We start from the raw sequence: 19,203 nt of genomic DNA, 5'->3' as shown, positions 1-19,203 counted from the left end.
ACGTGTCCGACAGCGGAGAACGTTCCGAACAGGCAACCCAGCAGCGGATGCGCGAGGTCCACGAGAAGGGCCAGATCGGTCGCTCGCAGGACCTCGGCGCGTGGATCGGGATCGCCGTCGCGGCGCTCATGATCCCTGCCGCGATCGGCAACGCCGCGGCCGCTGGGCAGGACCAGCTGCTCGCCGTGCAGCGGGTCATCGAGGACCCCGAGCTCGGTGCCGTGCAGGCCCTGCTCGCCGACGCCCTCGGTTCGATGGGTGCGACCCTCGGCCCGATGCTCGCGGTCGTCGCGGTCGCGGTGCTCGCCGCCGCCGTCACCCAGGGCGGGGTGCACTTCCGCAAGATGACGCCGCAGCCCGACCACTTCGATCCGATCGCCGGACTGAAGCGCGTGTTCGGCACCCAGGCGCTCTGGAACGGCGCGAAGGCGCTGCTCAAGACCGCAGTCGTCGGGCTCGTCCTCTGGTTCGCGGTGCAGGGGCTCATGCCGGTCCTGATGACGAGCGGCTCGCTGCCGCTGTCGGCCGTGCTCGAGGCCGCCGCCGCCGGGTCGGGCACCCTGCTGCGCGCCGCGATCGTCGCCGGACTCGTCCTCGCAGCCCTCGACGTGTTCGTGGTGATCCGCCGCAACCGGAAGCGCACGATGATGACCAAGCGCGAGGTCAAGGACGAGAACAAGCGGAGCGACGGCGACCCGCTGGTGAAGTCGCAGCGCCGCTCCCGTCAGCTCGCGATGAGCCGCAACCGGATGATCCAGGCCATCGGCACCGCGGACGTCGTGATGACGAACCCGACCCACTACGCCGTCGCGATCAAGTACGAGCCGGGCAGGTCCGCGCCCCGGGTGGTGGCGAAGGGGGCCGGACCGGTCGCCGACGTCATCCGTGCGCGTGCCGAAGAAGAGCGGGTGCCGATCGTCCGTGACGTCCCGCTCACCCGGGCGCTGCACGCCGCGTGCGAGCTCGGGCACGAGATCCCCGTCGACCTGTACACCCCGGTGGCCCGCGTCCTGTCCTTCGTGATGGCGCTCAAGGCCCGCGGCACCGCGGCCGGCACGCACGCGCCGCCGCGGCCGACCACCCCGGACGAGGTCGCGAGCGTCATCGACCCCGCCACCCTGACCGGCGACCTCCGCCCCCGCAAGCTCCGCACACCGCGCACCGCAGAGAACCAGACCGAAGGACTCCCCGCATGAACCGCAAGGACCTGCCGAAGCTCGTCGTCCCGGTGTTCATCGTCGGCATCATCCTGCTGCTGATCCTGCCGGTGCCGTCGTTCCTGCTCGACTTCCTGATCATCATCAACATCCTGCTGGCGCTGGTGATCCTGCTCACGACGCTGTTCGTGAAGAAGCCGCTCGACTTCTCGGTGTTCCCGTCCCTGCTGCTCGTCGCGACGCTGTTCCGGCTCGGCCTGAACGTCGCGTCCACCCGGCTGGTGCTCGGCGAGGGCTTCGCCGGCGACGTCATCCAGGCGTTCGGCCACGTCGCCGTCTCCGGGTCGATCATCATCGGCGCGGTCATCTTCCTGATCCTCATCGTCATCCAGTTCGTCGTGGTGACGAAGGGTGCCGAGCGCGTCGCCGAGGTCGGGGCACGCTTCACCCTCGACGCGATGCCGGGCAAGCAGATGGCGATCGACGCCGACCTGAACGCCGGGCTGATCACCGACCAGGAAGCCAAGGAGCGCCGCGCCGCGGTGTCCGCCGAGGCCGACTTCTACGGCGCGATGGACGGTGCGTCGAAGTTCGTCAAGGGCGACGCGATCGCCGGCATCCTGATCATCATCATCAACCTGATCGGCGGCATCGCCATTGGCATGCTGCAGAACGGACTGTCCGCCACCGACGCCCTGTCGAAGTACGGCATCCTCACGATCGGCGACGGCCTGGTCACGCAGATCCCGGCGCTGTTGATGGCGGTGTCGACGGGCATGATCGTCACCCGGTCCGGCGCGGAGTCCGAGATGGGTTCCTCGGCCGCGACCCAGCTGTCGCAGTCGCGGAACGCCCTGATGATCGCCGGTGTCGCCGCGATCGCGATGGGGTTCATCCCCGGCATGCCGATCCTGCCCTTCCTGCTCGTCGGCGCGACCCTGCTCTTCACGGGCTGGCGCATCGGCCGGAACGCCGCCCGGGCCGAGGCCGACGCCGCCCAGCAGCAGGCACTCGCGGCGGCGGCGCCGGCCGGGGACACCCCGGAGGACCTGCTCGAGCAGATGCGCGTCCACGCCCTCGAGATCCTGCTCGCCCCCGACCTGGTCGACATGGTCTCCGGCGCCTCCGACGACCTGCTCGGCCGGGTGCGTGCCCTCCGCCGCAAGATCGCGATCGACATGGGGATCGTCGTCCCGCCGGTCCGCACCCGCGACTCGATCGACCTGCCGCCGTCGACGTACGCCATCCGGATCGCCGGCGTCGAGGCCGGTCGGGGCACCGCGCCCGCCCGCAGCGTCCTGGCGCTCGGCGACCACCTGGACGGCCTGCCCGGCACCTCGACCGTCGAGCCGGTGTTCGGCCTGACCGGCAAGTGGGTGCCCGCCGAGCTCCGGCACGCCGCCGAGATGACCGGCGCGACCGTGATCGACCGGGTCTCCGTGCTCGTCACCCACCTGCAGGCGGTCATCGGCGACAACGCGGCACGCCTGCTCACCCGCGAGGACGTCAAGGTCCTGACCGAGGGCGTCAAGCAGGTCAACCCCGCGGCGGTCGAGGAACTCGTCCCCGGCATGCTCTCGATGGCCGAACTGCAGCGGGTGCTGCAGGGCCTGCTCGCCGAGCGCGTGCCGATCAACGACCTCGGCCGGATCTGCGAGGCCCTCACGCTCCGCGCCAAGGTGTCGACCGACCCCGAGGGGCTCGTCGAGTCCGCCCGTGCGGCCCTCGGCCCGGCCCTCGCCGCCCGGCACACCGACGCCGGCACCCTGCGCGTCATCATGATCGACCCGATGCTCGAGCAGTCGATGCTCGAGGGGCTCCGGCCGTCCGAGCAGGGCAGCCAGATCGTGCTCGACGCACACCGCATCGAGCAGGTCCTGGGCTCCGTCCGCGACGCCGTGCGCTCCGTGGAGGACCAGGGACTCTCCGCCGTCCTGGTCTGCGCCCCGCAGCTCCGCCCGGCCGTGCACCGCATGGTCGCCGCCCAGTCGAACGGGCTCCCGGTGCTGTCGTACCAGGAGGCCACCGCCGCGGGCTCCACCATCGAGACCGTGGGAGTGGTCCGTGCCGCCGACCCGATTGCAGCGTAGCGGCGCCACGCTCGAGTCCGTCCGCGACGCGGTCCGGACCGAGTTCGGCGCGGGTGCGCGGATCGTCGCGGCCGAACGCGTGACCACTCCGGGCTTCGGCGGGCTGTTCCGCAAGGCGCACGTCGAGGCCACCGTCGAGGTGCCGGAACCGGGGGACCAGCCCACCGCCCGGGTGGTCATCGCCGACTCGCCCGTGCAGCGCGTCGGCATCGCCGCGCTGCTCGCCGACGCCGAGGCGGCCGAGGCCCGCATCGCCGCCACCGACGGCACCGCGACGACGCGGGCCGACGCCTTCGCGTCGGTGCTCGACGGATTCCAGGCGGACGGGATCACGCCGAGCGCCCCGCGCCCGACGCGCGCCCCGGGTGAGCCGGACGTGCCCACGGGGGTCGACCCGCGCCTCCAGGCCGCCGTCGACGCGCAGCCGGTGGCCGACGCGCAGGCGGTGGCCGTCGCGCAGCCGGTCGTCGAGACCCGGTCGGGAGGCCCGTCCCGCGTCCTCGGCTCGCCCTCGCCGGCAGCGGTGGCCCGGTCCACCGCCCCGGCCGTGCGGTCCGCGGACGGTGACCTGGTGCTCCTGGTCGGGCGGCCGAACGACGTCGACGCGGCCGCCGGGCTCTTCGCGGTGCGGCACGCGCTCCGGCCGACGGACGCCGCCGACCGCCGTGCGGCGATCCTGGCGCGGGCCGACGGTGTCCGCGACCGTCACGCCGTGCTCGCCGTCGCCGCGTGGGACGACCGGGCGACCGGCGACGCGCTGCAAGCCGACCAGGTGTGGGTCGTGGTCGACGTCGGGCGGAAGCCCGCGGACTCGGCCGCGATGGTGTCCGCGGTGGCCTCGAGGCTGCCCGTGGCCGGTGTCGTAGCCATCGGTGCGGGCGAGACCGCCACGCCCGAGTCGGTGGACCTGCTGGGGCTCCCCGTCGTGTCGCTAGGCTGAACGCGTGCTGGTACTCACGCGGAAGGTCGGCGAGCGGATCCTCGTCGGCGACGACATCGTCATCACGGTGCTCGACTCCCGGGGCGACGGCGTCCGGATCGGCATCGACGCCCCGCGCGGCGTGAAGATCCAGCGCGAAGAGGTCGTGCGTGCGGTCGCCGAGGCGAACGCCGAGGCCGCCGCTGCCGGTGACGACGCCGAGGCGCAGCTGCGCGCGGCGCTCGGGGCCCGCGGCGGGGCTGCGCCGGAACCGACCGACTCCTAGCTGTAGCTCCCGACACGGCCACGCCCGTCTCGGGCGCGGCCGCGTGTCCGTCATGGACGGGGCTGCACGTCCGTCACGGACGGGGCTTCTTCTCCTGCTCGGGTAGGCGGCCGGCAGCGGCCTCGGCGGCGAGCCAGGCACGTGCCTCGTCCTGTCGGGCCTGCTCGGCACCGAGCGCGATCGGCGCCCGGACGTGACCGGGCTCGTAGCCGAAGGTCTCGATCAACTGCGGCACGATGGGCCGGACCCGGGCGACGAGCCGGTCGATGTACGCCGACACCGCACGGGCACGCTGCGCCGACAGCCGGCCGTGCAGCAGGTACCAGTCCAGGTGCTGCTCGAGCAGGCCGAGTGCGAACAGGTCGCGCAGCCAGACGAGCACACGGCGGGTGTCGCCCTCGGTCACCTCGTCGAGCGCCTCGGTGAAGGCGTCCCACTGCATGAGCTCGGCGTGCGCCTTCGACGCCTCGATGAGCTCGTGCTGCGAGCGGTTCAGCAGTCGGGCGGCGCGTGCTCGGTCCTTGCCGGCCGACGCCAGGCGCATGCCGATCTCGGCGACCATGGTGTCGACCCGGCCGGCGAGCAGTTCGCGCTGCGTGCGGGGGTCCTGCAGGTCGGCGACGCTGGCGGCCAGCGAGCCGCGGTCGGCCACGGTCTGGCCGAGGCGACGGATGCCGGACGCGTCGGCCAGCTTCGACGCCGCGACGGCCGCCACGAACTTCGCGGTGGACGCCGGGTCCTTCGGGGCCCTCGCGCGGAACTCGGTGAGCAGGCGCTTGCCGACGAGCTGCAGCAGCACGGTGTTGTCGCCCTCGAACGTCACGTAGACGTCGAGGTCGGCGCGGAGCCCGGTCAGACGGTTCTCGGCGAGGAACCCGGCACCGCCGCACGACTCGCGGGCCTCCTGCAGGGTGTCGAGCGCCGACCAGGTCGACATCGACTTGAACGCCGCGGCCTGGGTCTCCAGGTCCTCCCGGCGCTCCGGGGTGTCCTCGCGCCCGCTGAAGACGTCGTCGAAGGTGCGCAGGAGCTTCTCGTGCGCGAACGACTGCGCGAACACCGTCGCCAGGCGCGGGATGAGACGGCGCTGGTGCCGGCCGTAGTCGAGCAGCACGCCCTCGGTGCCGTCACCGGTGGGGAACTGACGGCGCTGCATCGCGTAGGTCAGGGCGATCTGCAGCGCGATCTTCTGTGCGACGACCGCGGCGCCGTCGAGCGATACCCGGCCCTGCACCAGGGTGCCGAGCATCGTGAAGAACCGACGGCCGGGCGACGCGATCGGCGACGAGTAGGTGCCGTCCGCGGCGACGTCGCCGTAGCGGTTCAACAGGTTCGTGCGGGGGACCCGGACGTGGTCGAAGGCGAGCCGGCCGTTGTCGATGCCGTTCAGGCCGCCCTTGGGGCCGTCGTCCTCACCGCTCACGCCGGGCAGGAACGCCCCCTCGGCGTCGCGGAGCGGGACGTAGAACGCGTGCACGCCGTGGTCGACACCCGCGGTCACGAGCTTCGCGAACACGACGGCGGCGTGACCGTGCAGGGCCGCGTTGCCGATGTAGTCCTTCCACGCACCGCGGAACGGCGTGTGGATCTCGAACTCCTCGGTCGCGGGGTCGTACGTGGCCGTCGTGGCGATGCTCTGCACGTCCGAGCCGTGGCCGGTCTCGGTCATCGCGAAGCAGCCGGGGACCTCGAACGAGACGATGCCCGGCAGGAACTCGCGGTGGTTCGCCTCGGTGCCCAGGTGGTGCACGGCGGACCCGAACAGTCCCCACTGCACCCCGGCCTTGATCTGCATCGACGGGTCGGCGGTGACGAGCTCCTCGAACGCCGCCAGGTTGCCACCGTGGTTGCTCTGGCCGCCGAACTCGGCGGGGTAGGGGCGCTGGATGGCCCCGGCGTCGACCAGGGTCCGGAGCTGCTCGAGCACGCGTGCCCGGTGCTCGGGGATCGGCTGGCCCTCGATCTTCTGCATCGCGGGGTCGAGCGCGAGCCGCCGGGAGATCCGGCGGTCCTCGGCCCAGCGTCCGAGCAGGAGCTCCTGCACCAGCTCGACGTCGATGCGGACGTCGGTGTCCGTGCCGGCGGTCGGGGTGCCCGCTGCCGGGTCGCCGGCGGCGTCGGCGTTCGGCGCGGCGTGCTGCGCGTCGACGTCCGGCGCGGTGTCGCTGCCGCTGGCGGGGGTGGTGCGCTGGGCGGGTGCGGTGTCGACCATGGGCGGAGTCCTCCTGAACTGCGGTGTCCGTGTTGCACCGTCCACGCTAGACACCCGTGCCGACAGTGGCGGGAACGCCGTGCGCGCCGCACAACACCGTGTCGTCGATGCCGTCACGAGGTCGTGGGAACCCTCCAAAGACATGAGCGGTGTTCGACGATTGGGCGTGCCCACCCGGCCAGGGGCAGACTGGCCGCCATGTCACGTACCACCCCCGCGGACCGCGAAGGCCGTCCCGGACGCACCTTCTTCGGGCAACCGTTCGAGCTCTCGACACCGTTCGCCGTGGAGCTCTGGGAGCGGTTCTCGTTCTACGGCATGCAGGGCATCGTCCTCATCTACATGTACTACACGGTCACGCAGGGCGGCCTGGGGATCGACAAGGGCATCGCCGCCGGCATCATGGGTGCCTACGGCGGCGCGGTCTACCTGTTCACGATCATCGGGGCGTGGATCGCCGACCGGCTGATCGGTGCGGACCGGACCCTGTTCGGCAGCGCGATCGTCGTGATGCTCGGGCACATCGCACTCGCGCTCATCCCCGGGGTGGCCGGGGTCGGGGTCGGCCTCGTGCTCATCGCGCTCGGCTCCGGCGGGCTCAAGGCCACGGCCACCACGATCGTCGGCGGCCTCTACAGCCGCGAGGACCCGCGCCGCGACGCCGGCTTCTCGCTGTACTACCTCGGCGTGAACCTCGGGGCGTTCTTCGGACCGCTGCTCACCGGGCTGCTGCAGAGCTCGCTCGGCTTCCACTGGGGCTTCGGCCTCGCCGCCGTCGGGATGGCCGCTGGCCTGGTGCAGTACGCGATCCGTCGGAAGAAGCTGCCCGAGGTCGTCCGCCACGTGGCGAACCCGGTCGACCGCCGCCGTCTGCCGCTCATCGGTGCCGGCGTCGTCGTCGCGCTGGTCGTCATCGTCGTCGCCGTGCTGACCGGCCTGCTCAACGTCGGCAACCTGCCCACCGTCGTGGTGGCGGTCGTCGTGCTCGCCACCATCGGCTACTTCGTCGTGATCCTGTCGAGCGGCATCACCCGTGACGAGCGGTCGCGGGTCTTCGCGTTCATCCCGCTGTTCATCGGCAGCGCCGTGTTCTGGTCCCTGTACCAGCAGCAGTTCACCGTCGTGACGGTCTACTCCGACGAACGACTCGACCGTTCGCTGTTCGGCTGGGAGATGCCGGTGTCGTGGGTGCAGTCGATCAACCCGGTCTTCATCATCGTGCTGTCCGGCGTCTTCGCGGCGCTGTGGACCAAGCTCGGCGACCGCCAGCCGTCCACCCCGACGAAGTTCGCACTCGGCACCGGGATCATGGGGCTCGCGTTCCTGCTCTTCCTGCCGTTCACCGGGTCGGGCGAGAACGGCACGCCGCTGCTCGCGCTCGTCGGCATCCTGCTGGTGTTCACGCTCGCCGAGCTGCTGCTCTCGCCCGTCGGCCAGTCCGTCGCCACGAAGCTCGCGCCGCCGAAGTTCCAGACGCAGATGGTCGCGCTGTTCTTCCTGTCGGTGTCGCTCGGCACCGCCGTCACCGGGGTGCTGTCCCGCTACTACGACCCGGCGAACGAGGCTCCGTACTTCACGATCCTCGGCCTGGTCGCCGTCGTGGTGGGTGTGGTCCTGCTGCTCCTGGCCAAGCCGGTGCTGCGGCTCATGCGCGGCATCCGGTAACCTGAGCGGAGCCACACGCCGACGCAACCAAGGAGTCACCACCCATGCTCGAACTCATCGCAGGGATCATCATCGGCGTCGGCGTCCTCGGTGGCGTCGGGTGCTGCATGGCCGTCGCGGCCATGATGAAGAGCGGCTCCGAGGAGTACTGAGTCCCTGACCCGGACTACTCGCCGCTGTCGGTCGTGACCGGCACCAGCTGACGACTCAGGACGGTCGCGCGCTCGAAGGGGCCGCGGCCGTCCTTCGTGTACACGGGCTCCTCGAACGCAACGGTCCACGTGCGCTGTGTCCCGCCGATCTGACTCCCGCCGGGAGCCACGATCACCCCGATCGGCTCGTCGGCCCACTGCTCGCCACCCCGGTCGGTGTCGATGACCTGCACGAGGGCACCGATGCCGAGACCGGGAGCGTCGTCGGGGCGGGGACTGGGGGAGCGGCGGCGTCCGAACACGCCATCACCGTAGCGGCGCGTGGTCATGGAACGTCTGTGCGGCACCTGTCGACACGCTGACGGCCCGGCCACCGGGTGGTCAGGACACCCCGCCGGGTGCGCGCCGAGCGGTCGCAGACCGTCGGCGGCGGCGCCGCCAGGCGACGGTTCGTGACCAGCGCGCGGAGGTGAGCGGGGTGTTGCGACCGGCGGGACGACGGCCGGGAGGCTCGTGGCGGACCCGCACCGCGCCTCCAGGCCGCTGTCGGTCGCGTCCAGAGCGCGGGCCGGGTGGTCAGGACACCCCGCCTGCGGCGCGCCGAACGGTCACGAACTGTCGGCGGCGCCGCCGCCAGGCGACGGTTCCTGACCAGCGCGCGGAGGTGAGCGGGGTGTTGCGACCGGCGGGACGACGGCCGGGAGGCCCGCATCGGGCCCGCACCGCGCCTCCAGGCCGCTGTCGGTCACCTCCTGGGCGCGGGCCGGGTGGTCAGGACACCCCGCCTGCAGCGCGTCGAGCGGTCCCGAACTGTCGGCGGCGCCGCCGCCATCCGACGGTCCGTGACCCCTCGGCGAACCTGAGCGGGGTGCCTTGACCAGCCGACACGCGCGACCACCCGACACGCGCGCCCAGAACCGACACGCGCGACCACCCCGGCCCGTCAGACGGCGGCCGGCTCCACGCGGGCGATCTCGGTGATGGACGAGTGGCCCGACTCGGAGTGCTTGCGCATCGAGAGGAGCCGCTCCATCGACGGTTCGAGCGCCGTGACCTTGTCGAGCGGCGCGCTCACGACGAGCTGGAACCCGAGCCGGAGCCACGCGGTGACCGCACGGCCGGCGAACTCCGAGTCCGCCTTGATGAACGCCTCGTCGAGGAACACCGGCGCGAAGCGGGGACGGGGACGGGTCTCGTCACCGAGCTGGTAGCGCAGCGCGGCGCCGACGATGAACGCCACGAGCTCCTGCGTCTCACCACCGGACTTGTCGCCGAGCGACGAGTACACGCCGAGGTCGTTGCCGTCGGTGTCGTACCGGACGGCCGTGATCTCCATGTGCCGCCGGACGTCGAGCACGGCGTCGCGCTGGGTGGTGCGGCCCCGGGCGGCGTCCGGGTCGGGCCGGATGACCGCCATGAAGCGCCGGAGCCGTCGGAACCGGGTCTCGAGCACGTCGTCGGTCAGCTCGGTGTCCACCGAGGCCGACAGGGCGCGGAGCTCGCGGCGGAAGGCGGTGACGTCCTCGCGGGTGACCCGGCGGATCTGGATCTTCAGGCGGTCCCGGTTCGCGCCGAACGGCAGCTCCCGCAGGATCTCGTTCACCGGCTCGAGGCGCTCCTCGATCTCGACGACGGCGCGGTCGAAGGCGCCGGCGAGCGGGACGAGGTCCTCGCCGCTCCACTGCGACAGGCGTCGACGCCACTCGCTCCGACGCGCGTGCAGGCCGGTCGCCACGATCTGGTCGAGGATCGCTTGGTAGTCCGGGTACGACGCGACGCCGGTGCCGAGGTTCGGGTCGGGCCAGGCGTCCTGGTACCGCTGGAACGTCAGCGTCAACGAGGTCGACGCCGCCGCGGCACCGTCGAGGGCCTGCGAGAGCCGCTCCTCGAGCCGCCGCTTGAGCCGTCGTGTGGCGTCGTCGAACCCGTCGACGCCGTCCGGGGCACCGATCTCCTCGAAGGTCTCCTCGAGCAGGCGGGCCTGCTGGTCGTCGGGCAGTGAGCCGGGCGACGACTCGAAGCGCTCGAGGATCTCGGCGGCGGCGTCCTGGCCGTCGACGAGCACCGCGTGGCGCTCCTCGAGCCGCTGGACGGACAACCGTGCGGCCGAGCGACGGTCGGCCGCCTCGTCCAGGGACTTCCGCAGTCGCGCGACCGAGGCCCGGAGCGTCCGGAGCCCGTCGTCGGCGGCGAGCAGCGCCTGCCGTTCCTCGTCGAGCCGGGCGAGGGACGTCCCCAGCCCGTCGACGTCGATCGCGGTCCACGTGGCGTCGACCACGTGCTGGTGTGCGGCGCGGAGCACGTCGAGCGCGGTGAGGTCCTGCGCGACGTCGGTGCGGCGGGCCTCGAGCGTCGCGAGGTCCTGCGCGATCGAGGCGAGCTCCTGCTCGACCGCGGCGACGCGGGCCTCGTTCGTGAAGCCGATGACGTTCGACTGGCGGCGGTCACCGTGTGCGCCACGACGGCCGTCGCGCAGCTGCCCGGACTCGGTGACCCGACGGCCACCACCGCCGAGGTCCGATGCCGAGGCGACGCAGCGGGCGTCGGTGCGGTCGGACTCGATCCGCTCGCGCACCCAGGTGCTGAACGGCGACGGCTTGATGGCGAGCTTGCCGGACACCATCGCCGGGTCGCCGTCGAGGTCCAGGTGCGGGCCGGTCGGCACACCCTCGAACTGCACGCGGACCGGCAGGCGCAGTGCGTCGATCGCCTCGCTGAAGTCGCCGAGGCGGTCCTGGTCGACGAGCAACGTGCGGGCGACGGGAGCCAGGACCGACTCGATGGCCGTGCGCCAGCGCTCCTCGCCGGGCAGCACGTCGAGCAGTTCCGCCACGAAGGGCAGTTCGGCCGGATCGATGCCGGCGGCGCGGGCCATCGCGAGCCGGGCCTCGTGCATCGGCAGCGGCATGGCCCCCTGCCGGTGCTCGAGCGACTGGCGCTCCTGCCGCAGGGACCGTTCGCGGTCGAGGAGCGGGTACTCCTCGCGGGTCAGGGCGTCGCGCCGCTCGTCGAGGGCGGTGCGCGCGTCGGTGTACGACCCGAGGAACTCGTGCGAGCTGCGCTGCGCGGCGGTGAAGTCGGCCTCGGTCACGACGGACGTTCCGAGCACCGCGGTGCGGTCGTCGAACGTGGCGCGGGTGCGGACCACGGCGTCGCGCTCACGGGTGAGCCGTTCGATGCGGTCCTCGAGCTGGGCGAGCGCGTTGCCGCCCTGGTCGCGGAGCCGGGCCTCGGCGTCGCGCAGCTCGATCTCGACGGCGGCGTGCCGGGCCTCGGCCGCGGCGACCTCGGCGCGCGATGCCGTGCGCTCGCGGGCGTTGCGCGACACCTCGGCGTCGAGCAGATCACGCTTCCGCGAGGCCGTCCAGTGCGCGAACGGCGACACCTCGGCGCCGGTCGCGATGCCGTCCAGGGCCGCTGCGGCTTCGGTCGCGCGCGAGATCTCGTCGTGCAGGTCGGTGATGGGGGAGAGGATGCGGACCTTGCGCTCTTCGGTGTCCATCGCCTCGTACGCCTCGTCGAGGGCGGAGAAGTGCGCGAGGGCCCGGTCGGCCGCCTCGTACGTGCCGGGGGTCTCGAGCACGAGCGACTTGTACAGCGCGTCGACGGTCGGCAGGTGCTGGCCGGCCTGGATCCGGGCGAGCAGGCGCATCGCGCGGTTGCCGCCGCCGGAGTCGCCGATGCCCAGCCGGGTCTGCAGCGTGTACGCGAGCTCCTGGTAGGTGTCGCGGATGACGAGCCCCGGCACGCGGCCGGTCAGCTCGAGGTGGTGGAACCGCGAGGGCACGAACTCCTCGAGCCGGCGCAGGTCGAAGGTGTCGTCGACCGTCGCCATGGTCATCTGGATGTCGCCGACCCCGCGGGCACGCTTCGGCACGATGTACGCACGCAGCACCGTGAAGCGCCGCTCGTCGTCGTTGCGGAACGTGACCGCCGCAGCGCCCCACGTGGTCTGGTCGTCGCCGCGCAGGTTCACGTCGCGCAGGCTGCCGGTCTCCGGGTCGCGGCGGGTGTCGACCTTGCCGCGCAGGTACGTGAGCAGGTTGCGCTGGTCGGCGCTGCGTGCGCGGCCGGTGGTGGCGTCGTTCGAGGCGCCGTTGAACGGCACGTCGGACGGCATCATCACGGCCAGGTAGGCGTCCATCAGCGTGGACTTGCCGGTTCCCGAAGCACCGGAGATGAGCGTCGCCGTGCCGGACAGCTCGACCTGCCGGTGGCCGTGGAACCCACCCCAGTTGACGACCTGCATCGACTCGGCGCGCCACTGTGCGACCGTGTCGAAGAGCGCCGGGATCTCGAACGTGTCGGTCATTCGCTCGCCTCGTCCAGGTCGGTGTCGGTCACGGAGTCCGTCTCGTCGTCGTCCGGGAGGCCCGTGGCGGCTCCGTCGGTCGCCTCGCCTCCCGGGGCGGTCGCCTCGTCCTGCGCGGTGGTGGTCCGCAACCACGCGTCCAGTTCGAGCAGCCGTTCCAGGGGGAGCAGCACCTCGACGACGCTCGCCACCCGGAAGCGGTCCGGGTCGGAGGTGCGGATCAGGATGCGCGCGGTCACGAGGCGCTCGATCGCCTTCGCCACCCGGCCCTCGTCGCGGGTGCGGTCGGTCGCGGTCGCCGGACGGAAGCCCGCCACGTGCCCGAGGATCTCGGACCGGTCGACGACGACCTGGTCCGGACCCGGTCGGGCGTCGGCGCGCAGGCGCATCCGCAGGTAGACGAGGACGATCGTCTCCTCGCGGGTGTAGGGCAGGTCGCGGAGCAGGGTCGGGAAGGTGCGGCGCTGGCTCTCCGACCGGGCCTGGCGCTTCCAGGCGACCTCGCGGTCACGGTCGACGTGCAGCTCGAGGAACAGGTCGTTCAGGCGGGACCGCAGCTGGTACTCGGCGTCGAGCACGGCACGCCACTCGTCGGGGTGCGTGCGGGAGCTGACGTACGAGTGCCGCAGCAGTGCCACCAGGGCGCGTCGCTGGTGCTCGTCGAGCCGGCCCTCGTCGCCCTCGAAGAGGGCGAAGCTGGACTCGTCACGCTCGTCGTCCTGCATCACCGATGCGGGGTCGTCGTAGGGGACCGTCTCGTCGACCGGTGTCGGCGTCGTGTCGCTCACCGTGCCTCCTGTGCGTTCTCGTGGTGTGCGTCGCCGACCGGAGTGCGCTCGTCGTCGAGCGCAGCGGTGGGCATGTGGAAGGTGATCGCGGTGCCGTCGGGCCGGACCGTGCGGTGCTCGGCGACGTGGGCGGCCGACTCGAAGTCGTCGCGCCCCGTCAGCAGGTGCGCGAGGCCGAAGAGCTCGACCGGTCGGCGCTGCTCGGGCGGCAACCCGTGGAACGCGTCGACGCTGGAGTCGGCCTCGGCGAAGCGGAGTGCCGCGCGCAGCTCGGTCAGGAGCGGCCCACCGTGCTTGCGGAGCATCTCGACGTCGAGGTCCTCGAAGACGTCGTCGTCGGGTTCCTCGATGGGCGGCGGCACCGACTCGGCGTCCGGGTCGTAGAAGCGCTCGCGCAGCGTGCCGACCTCGGCGGCCGCCGGCAGGAGCGGCAGCGGGATCCGATCGCGTGCACCGCCCTGGTCCATCAGGGTGGCGAGGCCGCGGTTGATCGAGCGGAGCACCGCGTCGAGCTCGCGGTCGCGCACCACGTCGTGGGCGACGATCTGGTCGCGGAGCGTGGCGGTGAGCTGACGGCGCTGGGCCAGGACGTCCTCGATGCCCTGGCGCAGGATCGTCACCGTGTTGCGGAAGGCCCGACGCTCGCCGGCTCCGAGGCCCTGCGCGAACGGGTGCGCCAGGATCGTGGCGATGTCGTCACGGAGCCGCAGGAGGAGGGCGTCGTCGCGGAGGAGCTCGAAGGCGCCCTCGAAGGCGCGGCCCTCGGGCGTCGCTTCCATCAGGTTGTCCGTGCGCGCCAGGTAGTCGTCGAGGATCTCGCCGATGGGGCGGACCTCCTGCCGGAAGTCCTCGACGATCGAGCGGTGCATCGTCGCGACCGCTTCCTCCACCCGCTTGAAGTCGCTCGGCAGCTGCCGGATCAGGTCGGAGATGTTCGTGTACCCGTCCCGCATCCGGTCGTCGTCGACGGCAACGACGTCGTCGCCGTGCTCCAGGCGCTCGCGTTCGGCCTGCAGCTCGGCGATCTGGGCGTCGATCCGGCGGATCTGCACGTCGGGGTCGGGTTCGGCGCGGGCCGCCCACCGGTGCACCGCGTCCACGATCATCGCCAGCCGGCTCTCGCTGATCAGGGCGCGGTCGGCCGACAGGGCATCGACGAGCGAGAGCGCCTCGAGCGCGTGGCTGGTCAGGGAGTACTGCTCGTCGCCGTCGGGGGAGTTCGAGCGGACGAGCCACTGGGCGCCGACCCACTCGCGGCACAGCGCGCGGCCGTTCGGTCGGGCTTCCTGCTCACCCTCGGCCTGCTCGCCGGCCGCCGGCACTGCCTGGTCGCTGGCGGGCACGCGGGCACCCGCCGCCTGCAGGCGCGCGACGTGCTCCTCGACCTGCAGGTGCATGCGGTCGGCGGGCACGTACTGCACGTCGCGGTCGAAGACCGTGCGGAACACGGCGAGGACCGTGGCGCTGGTCGGCCGGGACATGAGCCGCAGGGTCGGACGGTCGAGGACCGCTCGGACCCGGGCGAACTCGAGGTCGACGTCGGTCATGCGCCCCTTCGTCCGATCGTGCTGGTGGTGAGGCCCGCGTGCTGGGGCCTGATGAGATGACAAGAGCCCGACGCTGCTGCGTCGGGCTCTTGTCGGTGGTGTTCGTGTTGCTACGTGGGCGATACCAGACTCGAACTGATGACCTCTTCGGTGTGAACGAAGCGCGCTACCAACTGCGCCAATCGCCCCCTGCACTGTTCGTGCGGATCGATACTAGCGGAAGTCCGGCGGTGCATCGAACACATCGCGCGGCCCGGGTGTGGCGCGCTCGCCCCAGGGGGCGTCGAACCGCCCCGATCCGCATGAACTCGGGGGACACGCCCGGTGAACGGGGAGGATTTTGGTGGAACTGCCCCGGTGCGTATAGAGTTTACGTCGTCGCCGCGACAGCGGAACGACAAGTGCGGATGTGGCGCAGTGGTAGCGCATCACCTTGCCAAGGTGAGGGTCGCGAGTTCGAATCTCGTCATCCGCTCGAGTGTGGGTCTTCTCGAAGGCCCGCGACTCACCAGAGGGTATCCCACCGTTCGGGTACTCACGGAGACGTGAACCTCGATGGTGGGGTGGCCGAGAGGCTAGGCAGCGGCCTGCAAAGCCGTCCACGCGGGTTCGAATCCCGTCCCCACCTCCAGATCCACCCTCCAAGACCTTGATGGACTCCGGTCCACGCAGGGACTTGGGCGATTGGCGCAGCGGTAGCGCGCTTCCCTGACACGGAAGAGGTCACTGGTTCGATCCCAGTATCGCCCACCACCACGAAGCCCCCGGCAGGACCACCAGGTCCGGTCGGGGTTTCGTCGTTCGTGGATCGTGCCAGCGGCTGTGGGCTAGCGTGGGGATGCTCGGAGCCGAGCAGGCTGTTGGGAGAACGACCACCGCATGACCGTGATGATGCTGCAGCAGGACACCGTCGACTTCGACGCGGTGAGTGAAGTACTCGGAGCGATGTACCCGAAGGTGCGCCTCGAGCCGCCGCGTGGCCGGGTGCGGTTCCGCGCGGACATCCGCGGCGACGACCGACTGAGCATCGCGCGCCTCTCGATGGGCTTCCACGCGCAGGTGACCGTCGAGCCGGCGGGGGTCTTCATCTCGGCCACCCGACTCGGCGGCGGACTCCGGACCGAGCACGGTGACGGCGGAGAGGTCGGCGGCGTGCTCTTCGGTCAGGAGGAGACCGTCGCCGAGTACGACGGTTCGGAGCTGCTCGTCGTCAACATGCCGGAGTCCTCGCTCGTACAGCACGCCGTCCGTGCCGAGGGAGCCGACACCGGCGTCCTCCGGCTCCACGGCCACCGGCCGATCCCGGAACGTGCCGACGTCTGGGCACAGGCGGTCTCCCACGTCCACCAGAACGTCGTCCGGGTGGAATCCGCGTTCCGGAACGAGCTGGTCCGCACCGCCGCGTTCGACTACCTGCTGAGCGTCGCGACCTGGGCACTGCCGTTCGAGACCGTCACGCGGGTCTTGGCCGGCACCGGGGCGGGGGCGGCGACGGTCCGGCGGGCCGCCGCGTACATGGACTCGCACCTGAGCGACCCGATCACCCTCGAGGACGTGGCGGCGGCGGCACGGGTGTCTTCCCGCGGACTCCAGTCGACCTTCCGTCGGCAACTCGACATGACGCCGATGACCTACCTGCGCCGCGCCCGGCTCGCCGAGGCGCACCGGGAACTCCTCGACGATGAGTCGAAGCTGATCAAGGACGTCGCGGCGAAGTGGGGGTTCAGCAACCAGGGACGGTTCAGCCGCCTTCGACGTGAGATGTACGGCACGGACGGTCACCGGACGCACTGACCAGGTCGGTCGTCGGCGGCGCACGCAGCGACACGCACCGACCGTCGCTGGCGGTCTGGCCCGCCGTCCGCCAGGGTGGTCACGTGACCGCCCCGTCGACGACCACGCCCCCTCGGCTCGCTCCGCTGTACGCCGCGGGGTTCGTCACCGCCTTCGGGGCGAACGGCATCGCGGCGGCGGTCGGCGGCGAGCACCTCGAACTCGGTCTGACGCTCGCGTGGCTGGGGCTCTTCCTGGCGCTGTACGATGTCGCCGAACTCGTCCTCAAGCCGGTCTTCGGCGCACTGTCCGACCGCATCGGCCCGCGACCGGTGATCGTCGGCGGACTGGTCGTGTTCGCGGCGGCCTCGCTCGTCGGCGTGTTCGGAACCGGACCGTTCTGGCTCGGGCTCGCCCGCCTGCTGCAGGGTGCCGGCGCCTCAGCGTTCTCGCCGGCGTCGTCCGCCGCGGTCGCCCGCCTCGTGCCGGCGCACCGTCGCGGGACGTACTTCGGTCGGTACGGCTCGTGGAAGGGTCTCGGCTACGCCGGGGGACCGGTCATCGGTGCACTCGTGGTGCAGTTCGGCAGCACGCAGTGGCTCTTCGGGATCCTGGTCGTGATGGCTCTCGTGACGGCGGTCGCGGTGCTCGTCGCCGTCGAGCCGATCGTGCCCCTGCCCCGGCAGCGGGCCACGCTCGCCGTCATGGTCCGCGCGGCCACCGACCGCCAGTTCCTGATCCCGGTCGTCGTGCTGGCCGTGGGCAGTGCGGCGATCGGCGCACTCACCGGCATGCTCCCGGCGCTCGGCACCCAGGTCGGTACCCCGCTCCTGGTGTCGACGCTCGCGGTCGCCGTCCTCGCGGTGACCTCGTCGCTCGTGCAGCCGGTCGCCGGTCGACTGCACGACGCCGGGCGCCTCGGTACCGGAGTGGCAGGTGTGGCCGGGACAGCCGCGGTCGCTGCTGCCTTCCTGGTCGTCGCCGTCGCGCCGTCCGCGGTGGCGGTCTTCATCGCGGCGCTGCTCGCCGGGGCCGGTGTCGCGACGTTGACGCCGGTCGCGTTCGCGCACCTCGCCGGGACGACTCCGCCGGACCGGCTCGGGCGGACCATGGGCTCTGCGGAGCTCGGGCGCGAGACCGGGGACGCCGTCGGCCCGCTCGTCGTCGGCGGTGTCGGCAGCGCGATCGCGCTGCCCTTCGGGTTCGCAGCGTTCGCGGTCGTGGCGCTGGTCGGGACGCTCGTGGCATCGCGGTTGCCGTCGACGGCCGCTGCTCGGCAGGACACGTAGCCCACCGGAATCAGTGGCCCGTTTCGGCCTCGAGCGCTTCCTCGAGTCGTCGGAGTGCCGTCGGTCCGACTCCGTGCAGGCGCGAGAGTTCGTCGACACCCACCCGGCGGACGTCGGCGAGCGTGTGCACCCCGGCGCCATGGAGCGCCCTCGTCGCCGGTGCTCCGATGCGCGGGAGATCGGTTGCGTCCATACGCCAACCGTACGTGTCGGCGGTAGCGTGGCAAACGGGCGACCACGCAGGTCGGGACCGACGAGGGGGCACCATGAGGATCCTGAGCACCGTGGCACGAGGACTGGGCTGGTTGCTCACGACGGTCGCGAAGACGATGGGCGGGATGCGGGGCGCGAAGCCGTTCACCGATTCGCATGCGGCGCAGGTCCCACCACGTCGTGAGGACTACCGCCCCTAGGCGGCGAGACCGCGGTTCCGCGCCGTCACCGTAGGATTGTCGAGCCGCATCCGGCGGAACGACGGGGGAGCACGTGATGGAACAGCAGACCGCACAGCGCACACGACCGCGGGTCGTCACGATCGCCGTGGCGCTCTGGTGGGCGTCCGTCATCATCCGCCTCGTGGCCGCAGCGCCCGGCATCGTCGTTTCCCTGCGCGAAGCCGGTGGCGCGATCATCGGGGCTTCGATCGGACTGCTCTTCGTCCTCGCCTGGTCGGCACTGTTCGTGTGGCTGGCGACGCGGATGGGACGAGGCTCCGGGAACGCGCGACTCTGGCTCGCGATCATCGCCGGGCTGACTGCCTGCAGCGCAGTGTTCACCATCGCCACGGACGGCGCGGACTGGGGCCTCGTGGATGCCGTGTGCATCGTCGTCGCAGCGGTGCTCAGCTACCTGCCCAGCGCTCGACCGTTCTTCCCGCTCGAGGAGCGACGCCCGCGAGCAGTGGAACCCCGCACCATCGGCTGGGACCCGACGACGGGCGAGCGCATCGTCGAGACGCCCCCGTCGGGCGACCGCGCGCACTGAAGCGAACCCCGGAACAGCCGGAGAACGCG

15 protein-coding genes and 4 tRNA genes are annotated in these 19,203 nt (G+C 71.9%); 12 read left to right on the top strand and 7 right to left on the bottom strand.

All coding sequences use genetic code 11. The features are described from left to right. The first annotated feature begins 2 nt into the window (after positions 1–2). The 4 genes from DEJ35_RS07000 to csrA are packed head-to-tail and all read left to right on the top strand — an operon-like array spanning position 3 to position 4,452. Positions 3–1,196, top strand: a complete 1,194-nt coding sequence (locus tag DEJ35_RS07000; RefSeq protein WP_111192410.1) for a flagellar biosynthesis protein FlhB — start codon at positions 3–5, stop codon at positions 1,194–1,196. Then, positions 1,193–3,247 (top strand): flagellar biosynthesis protein FlhA, encoded by a 2,055-nt coding sequence (locus tag DEJ35_RS06995; RefSeq protein WP_111192408.1) that lies wholly within the window; start codon positions 1,193–1,195, stop codon positions 3,245–3,247. The genes DEJ35_RS07000 and DEJ35_RS06995 overlap by 4 nt, the downstream gene beginning before the upstream one ends. Then, positions 3,222–4,187, top strand: coding sequence for a hypothetical protein (locus DEJ35_RS06990; RefSeq protein ID WP_146244764.1), 966 nt, complete (start codon positions 3,222–3,224; stop codon positions 4,185–4,187). The genes DEJ35_RS06995 and DEJ35_RS06990 overlap by 26 nt, the downstream gene beginning before the upstream one ends. Before the next feature lie 4 nt (positions 4,188–4,191). Then, positions 4,192–4,452, top strand: coding sequence for a carbon storage regulator CsrA (gene csrA, locus DEJ35_RS06985; protein WP_111090852.1), 261 nt, complete (start codon positions 4,192–4,194; stop codon positions 4,450–4,452). Positions 4,453–4,525: 73 nt separating this feature from the next. Here the strand turns inward: csrA and DEJ35_RS06980 are convergent, their stop codons facing one another. Further along, entirely contained in the window at positions 4,526–6,664 is a 2,139-nt protein-coding gene (locus tag DEJ35_RS06980; RefSeq protein WP_111192404.1) for an acyl-CoA dehydrogenase, read from the bottom strand. A gap of 198 nt (positions 6,665–6,862) precedes the next feature. On the opposite strand from DEJ35_RS06980, the gene DEJ35_RS06975 reads away from it, so the two are divergent. Further along, on the top strand, positions 6,863–8,329 hold the full coding sequence (locus tag DEJ35_RS06975; protein WP_181435535.1) for a peptide MFS transporter: 1,467 nt from the start codon (positions 6,863–6,865) through the stop codon (positions 8,327–8,329). Between the two features lie 166 nt (positions 8,330–8,495). On the opposite strand, the gene DEJ35_RS06970 is transcribed toward DEJ35_RS06975, so the two are convergent. From DEJ35_RS06970 to DEJ35_RS06950, 5 genes are all read right to left on the bottom strand, one after another. After that, positions 8,496–8,810 (bottom strand): hypothetical protein, encoded by a 315-nt coding sequence (locus DEJ35_RS06970; RefSeq protein WP_051596716.1) that lies wholly within the window; start codon positions 8,808–8,810, stop codon positions 8,496–8,498. A gap of 614 nt (positions 8,811–9,424) precedes the next feature. Beyond that, positions 9,425–12,793 (bottom strand): ATP-binding protein, encoded by a 3,369-nt coding sequence (locus DEJ35_RS06965; RefSeq protein ID WP_111192402.1) that lies wholly within the window; start codon positions 12,791–12,793, stop codon positions 9,425–9,427. Next, positions 12,790–13,581, bottom strand: coding sequence for a DUF4194 domain-containing protein (locus DEJ35_RS06960; RefSeq protein WP_110859894.1), 792 nt, complete (start codon positions 13,579–13,581; stop codon positions 12,790–12,792). Before DEJ35_RS06960 ends, DEJ35_RS06965 begins: the two co-directional genes overlap by 4 nt. Further along, the gene (locus tag DEJ35_RS06955) at positions 13,578–15,128 is read right to left on the bottom strand and encodes a DUF3375 family protein (RefSeq protein ID WP_111123011.1); all 1,551 of its coding nucleotides are present in this window, start codon (positions 15,126–15,128) and stop codon (positions 13,578–13,580) included. Before DEJ35_RS06955 ends, DEJ35_RS06960 begins: the two co-directional genes overlap by 4 nt. A gap of 115 nt (positions 15,129–15,243) precedes the next feature. Further along, positions 15,244–15,316: transfer RNA gene (locus DEJ35_RS06950), tRNA-Val, on the bottom strand. Between the two features lie 215 nt (positions 15,317–15,531). Between DEJ35_RS06950 and DEJ35_RS06945 the strand changes: the two genes are divergently transcribed. From DEJ35_RS06945 to DEJ35_RS06925, 5 genes are all read left to right on the top strand, one after another. Continuing rightward, positions 15,532–15,603: transfer RNA gene (locus tag DEJ35_RS06945), tRNA-Gly, on the top strand. A gap of 82 nt (positions 15,604–15,685) precedes the next feature. Further along, positions 15,686–15,759: transfer RNA gene (locus DEJ35_RS06940), tRNA-Cys, on the top strand. A gap of 47 nt (positions 15,760–15,806) precedes the next feature. Continuing rightward, a tRNA-Val gene (locus tag DEJ35_RS06935) sits at positions 15,807–15,881 on the top strand. Positions 15,882–16,007: 126 nt separating this feature from the next. After that, positions 16,008–16,922 carry a helix-turn-helix transcriptional regulator gene (locus DEJ35_RS06930; RefSeq protein WP_111192401.1) on the top strand — a complete coding sequence of 305 codons (915 nt, stop codon included), beginning with the start codon at positions 16,008–16,010 and terminating at the stop codon, positions 16,920–16,922. 83 nt (positions 16,923–17,005) lie between these two features. Continuing rightward, positions 17,006–18,190: an MFS transporter gene (locus DEJ35_RS06925; RefSeq protein WP_258369855.1), complete on the top strand. Its 1,185-nt coding sequence runs from the start codon at positions 17,006–17,008 to the stop codon at positions 18,188–18,190. Positions 18,191–18,200: 10 nt separating this feature from the next. Here the strand turns inward: DEJ35_RS06925 and DEJ35_RS06920 are convergent, their stop codons facing one another. Continuing rightward, entirely contained in the window at positions 18,201–18,383 is a 183-nt protein-coding gene (locus DEJ35_RS06920) for a helix-hairpin-helix domain-containing protein (protein WP_220032934.1), read from the bottom strand. 73 nt (positions 18,384–18,456) lie between these two features. Here DEJ35_RS06920 and DEJ35_RS17250 point away from each other — a divergent pair, with 73 nt between their 5' ends. Then, a complete protein-coding gene (locus DEJ35_RS17250) occupies positions 18,457–18,603 on the top strand; it encodes a hypothetical protein (RefSeq protein WP_173033777.1) in 147 nt (48 codons plus the stop codon). Positions 18,604–18,679: 76 nt separating this feature from the next. Next, positions 18,680–19,174: a hypothetical protein gene (locus tag DEJ35_RS06915; protein WP_111192397.1), complete on the top strand. Its 495-nt coding sequence runs from the start codon at positions 18,680–18,682 to the stop codon at positions 19,172–19,174. Positions 19,175–19,203 lie beyond the last annotated feature (29 nt).

The sequence above is a fragment of the Curtobacterium sp. MCPF17_051 genome, assembly GCF_003234595.1.
In the GTDB taxonomy this organism is placed as follows: domain Bacteria; phylum Actinomycetota; class Actinomycetes; order Actinomycetales; family Microbacteriaceae; genus Curtobacterium; species Curtobacterium flaccumfaciens.
The sequence above is the reverse complement of the archived record's forward strand: the minus strand, read 5'-3'. Positions and strand labels throughout refer to the sequence as shown.

Bases quoted from the DNA above. Each gene is read 5' to 3' on its own strand.
- DEJ35_RS06930 (WP_111192401.1), top strand. From the start codon at position 16,008: ATGACCGTGATGATGCTGCAGCAGGACACCGTCGACTTCGACGCGGTG.
- DEJ35_RS06970 (WP_051596716.1), bottom strand. From the start codon at position 8,810: ATGACCACGCGCCGCTACGGTGATGGCGTGTTCGGACGCCGCCGCTCC.
- DEJ35_RS06955 (WP_111123011.1), bottom strand. From the start codon at position 15,128: ATGACCGACGTCGACCTCGAGTTCGCCCGGGTCCGAGCGGTCCTCGAC.
- DEJ35_RS06920 (WP_220032934.1), bottom strand. From the start codon at position 18,383: ATGGACGCAACCGATCTCCCGCGCATCGGAGCACCGGCGACGAGGGCG.
- DEJ35_RS06975 (WP_181435535.1), top strand. From the start codon at position 6,863: ATGTCACGTACCACCCCCGCGGACCGCGAAGGCCGTCCCGGACGCACC.
- DEJ35_RS06915 (WP_111192397.1), top strand. From the start codon at position 18,680: ATGGAACAGCAGACCGCACAGCGCACACGACCGCGGGTCGTCACGATC.
- DEJ35_RS06965 (WP_111192402.1), bottom strand. From the start codon at position 12,793: ATGACCGACACGTTCGAGATCCCGGCGCTCTTCGACACGGTCGCACAG.
- DEJ35_RS06980 (WP_111192404.1), bottom strand. From the start codon at position 6,664: ATGGTCGACACCGCACCCGCCCAGCGCACCACCCCCGCCAGCGGCAGC.
- DEJ35_RS17250 (WP_173033777.1), top strand. From the start codon at position 18,457: ATGAGGATCCTGAGCACCGTGGCACGAGGACTGGGCTGGTTGCTCACG.
- DEJ35_RS06995 (WP_111192408.1), top strand. From the start codon at position 1,193: ATGAACCGCAAGGACCTGCCGAAGCTCGTCGTCCCGGTGTTCATCGTC.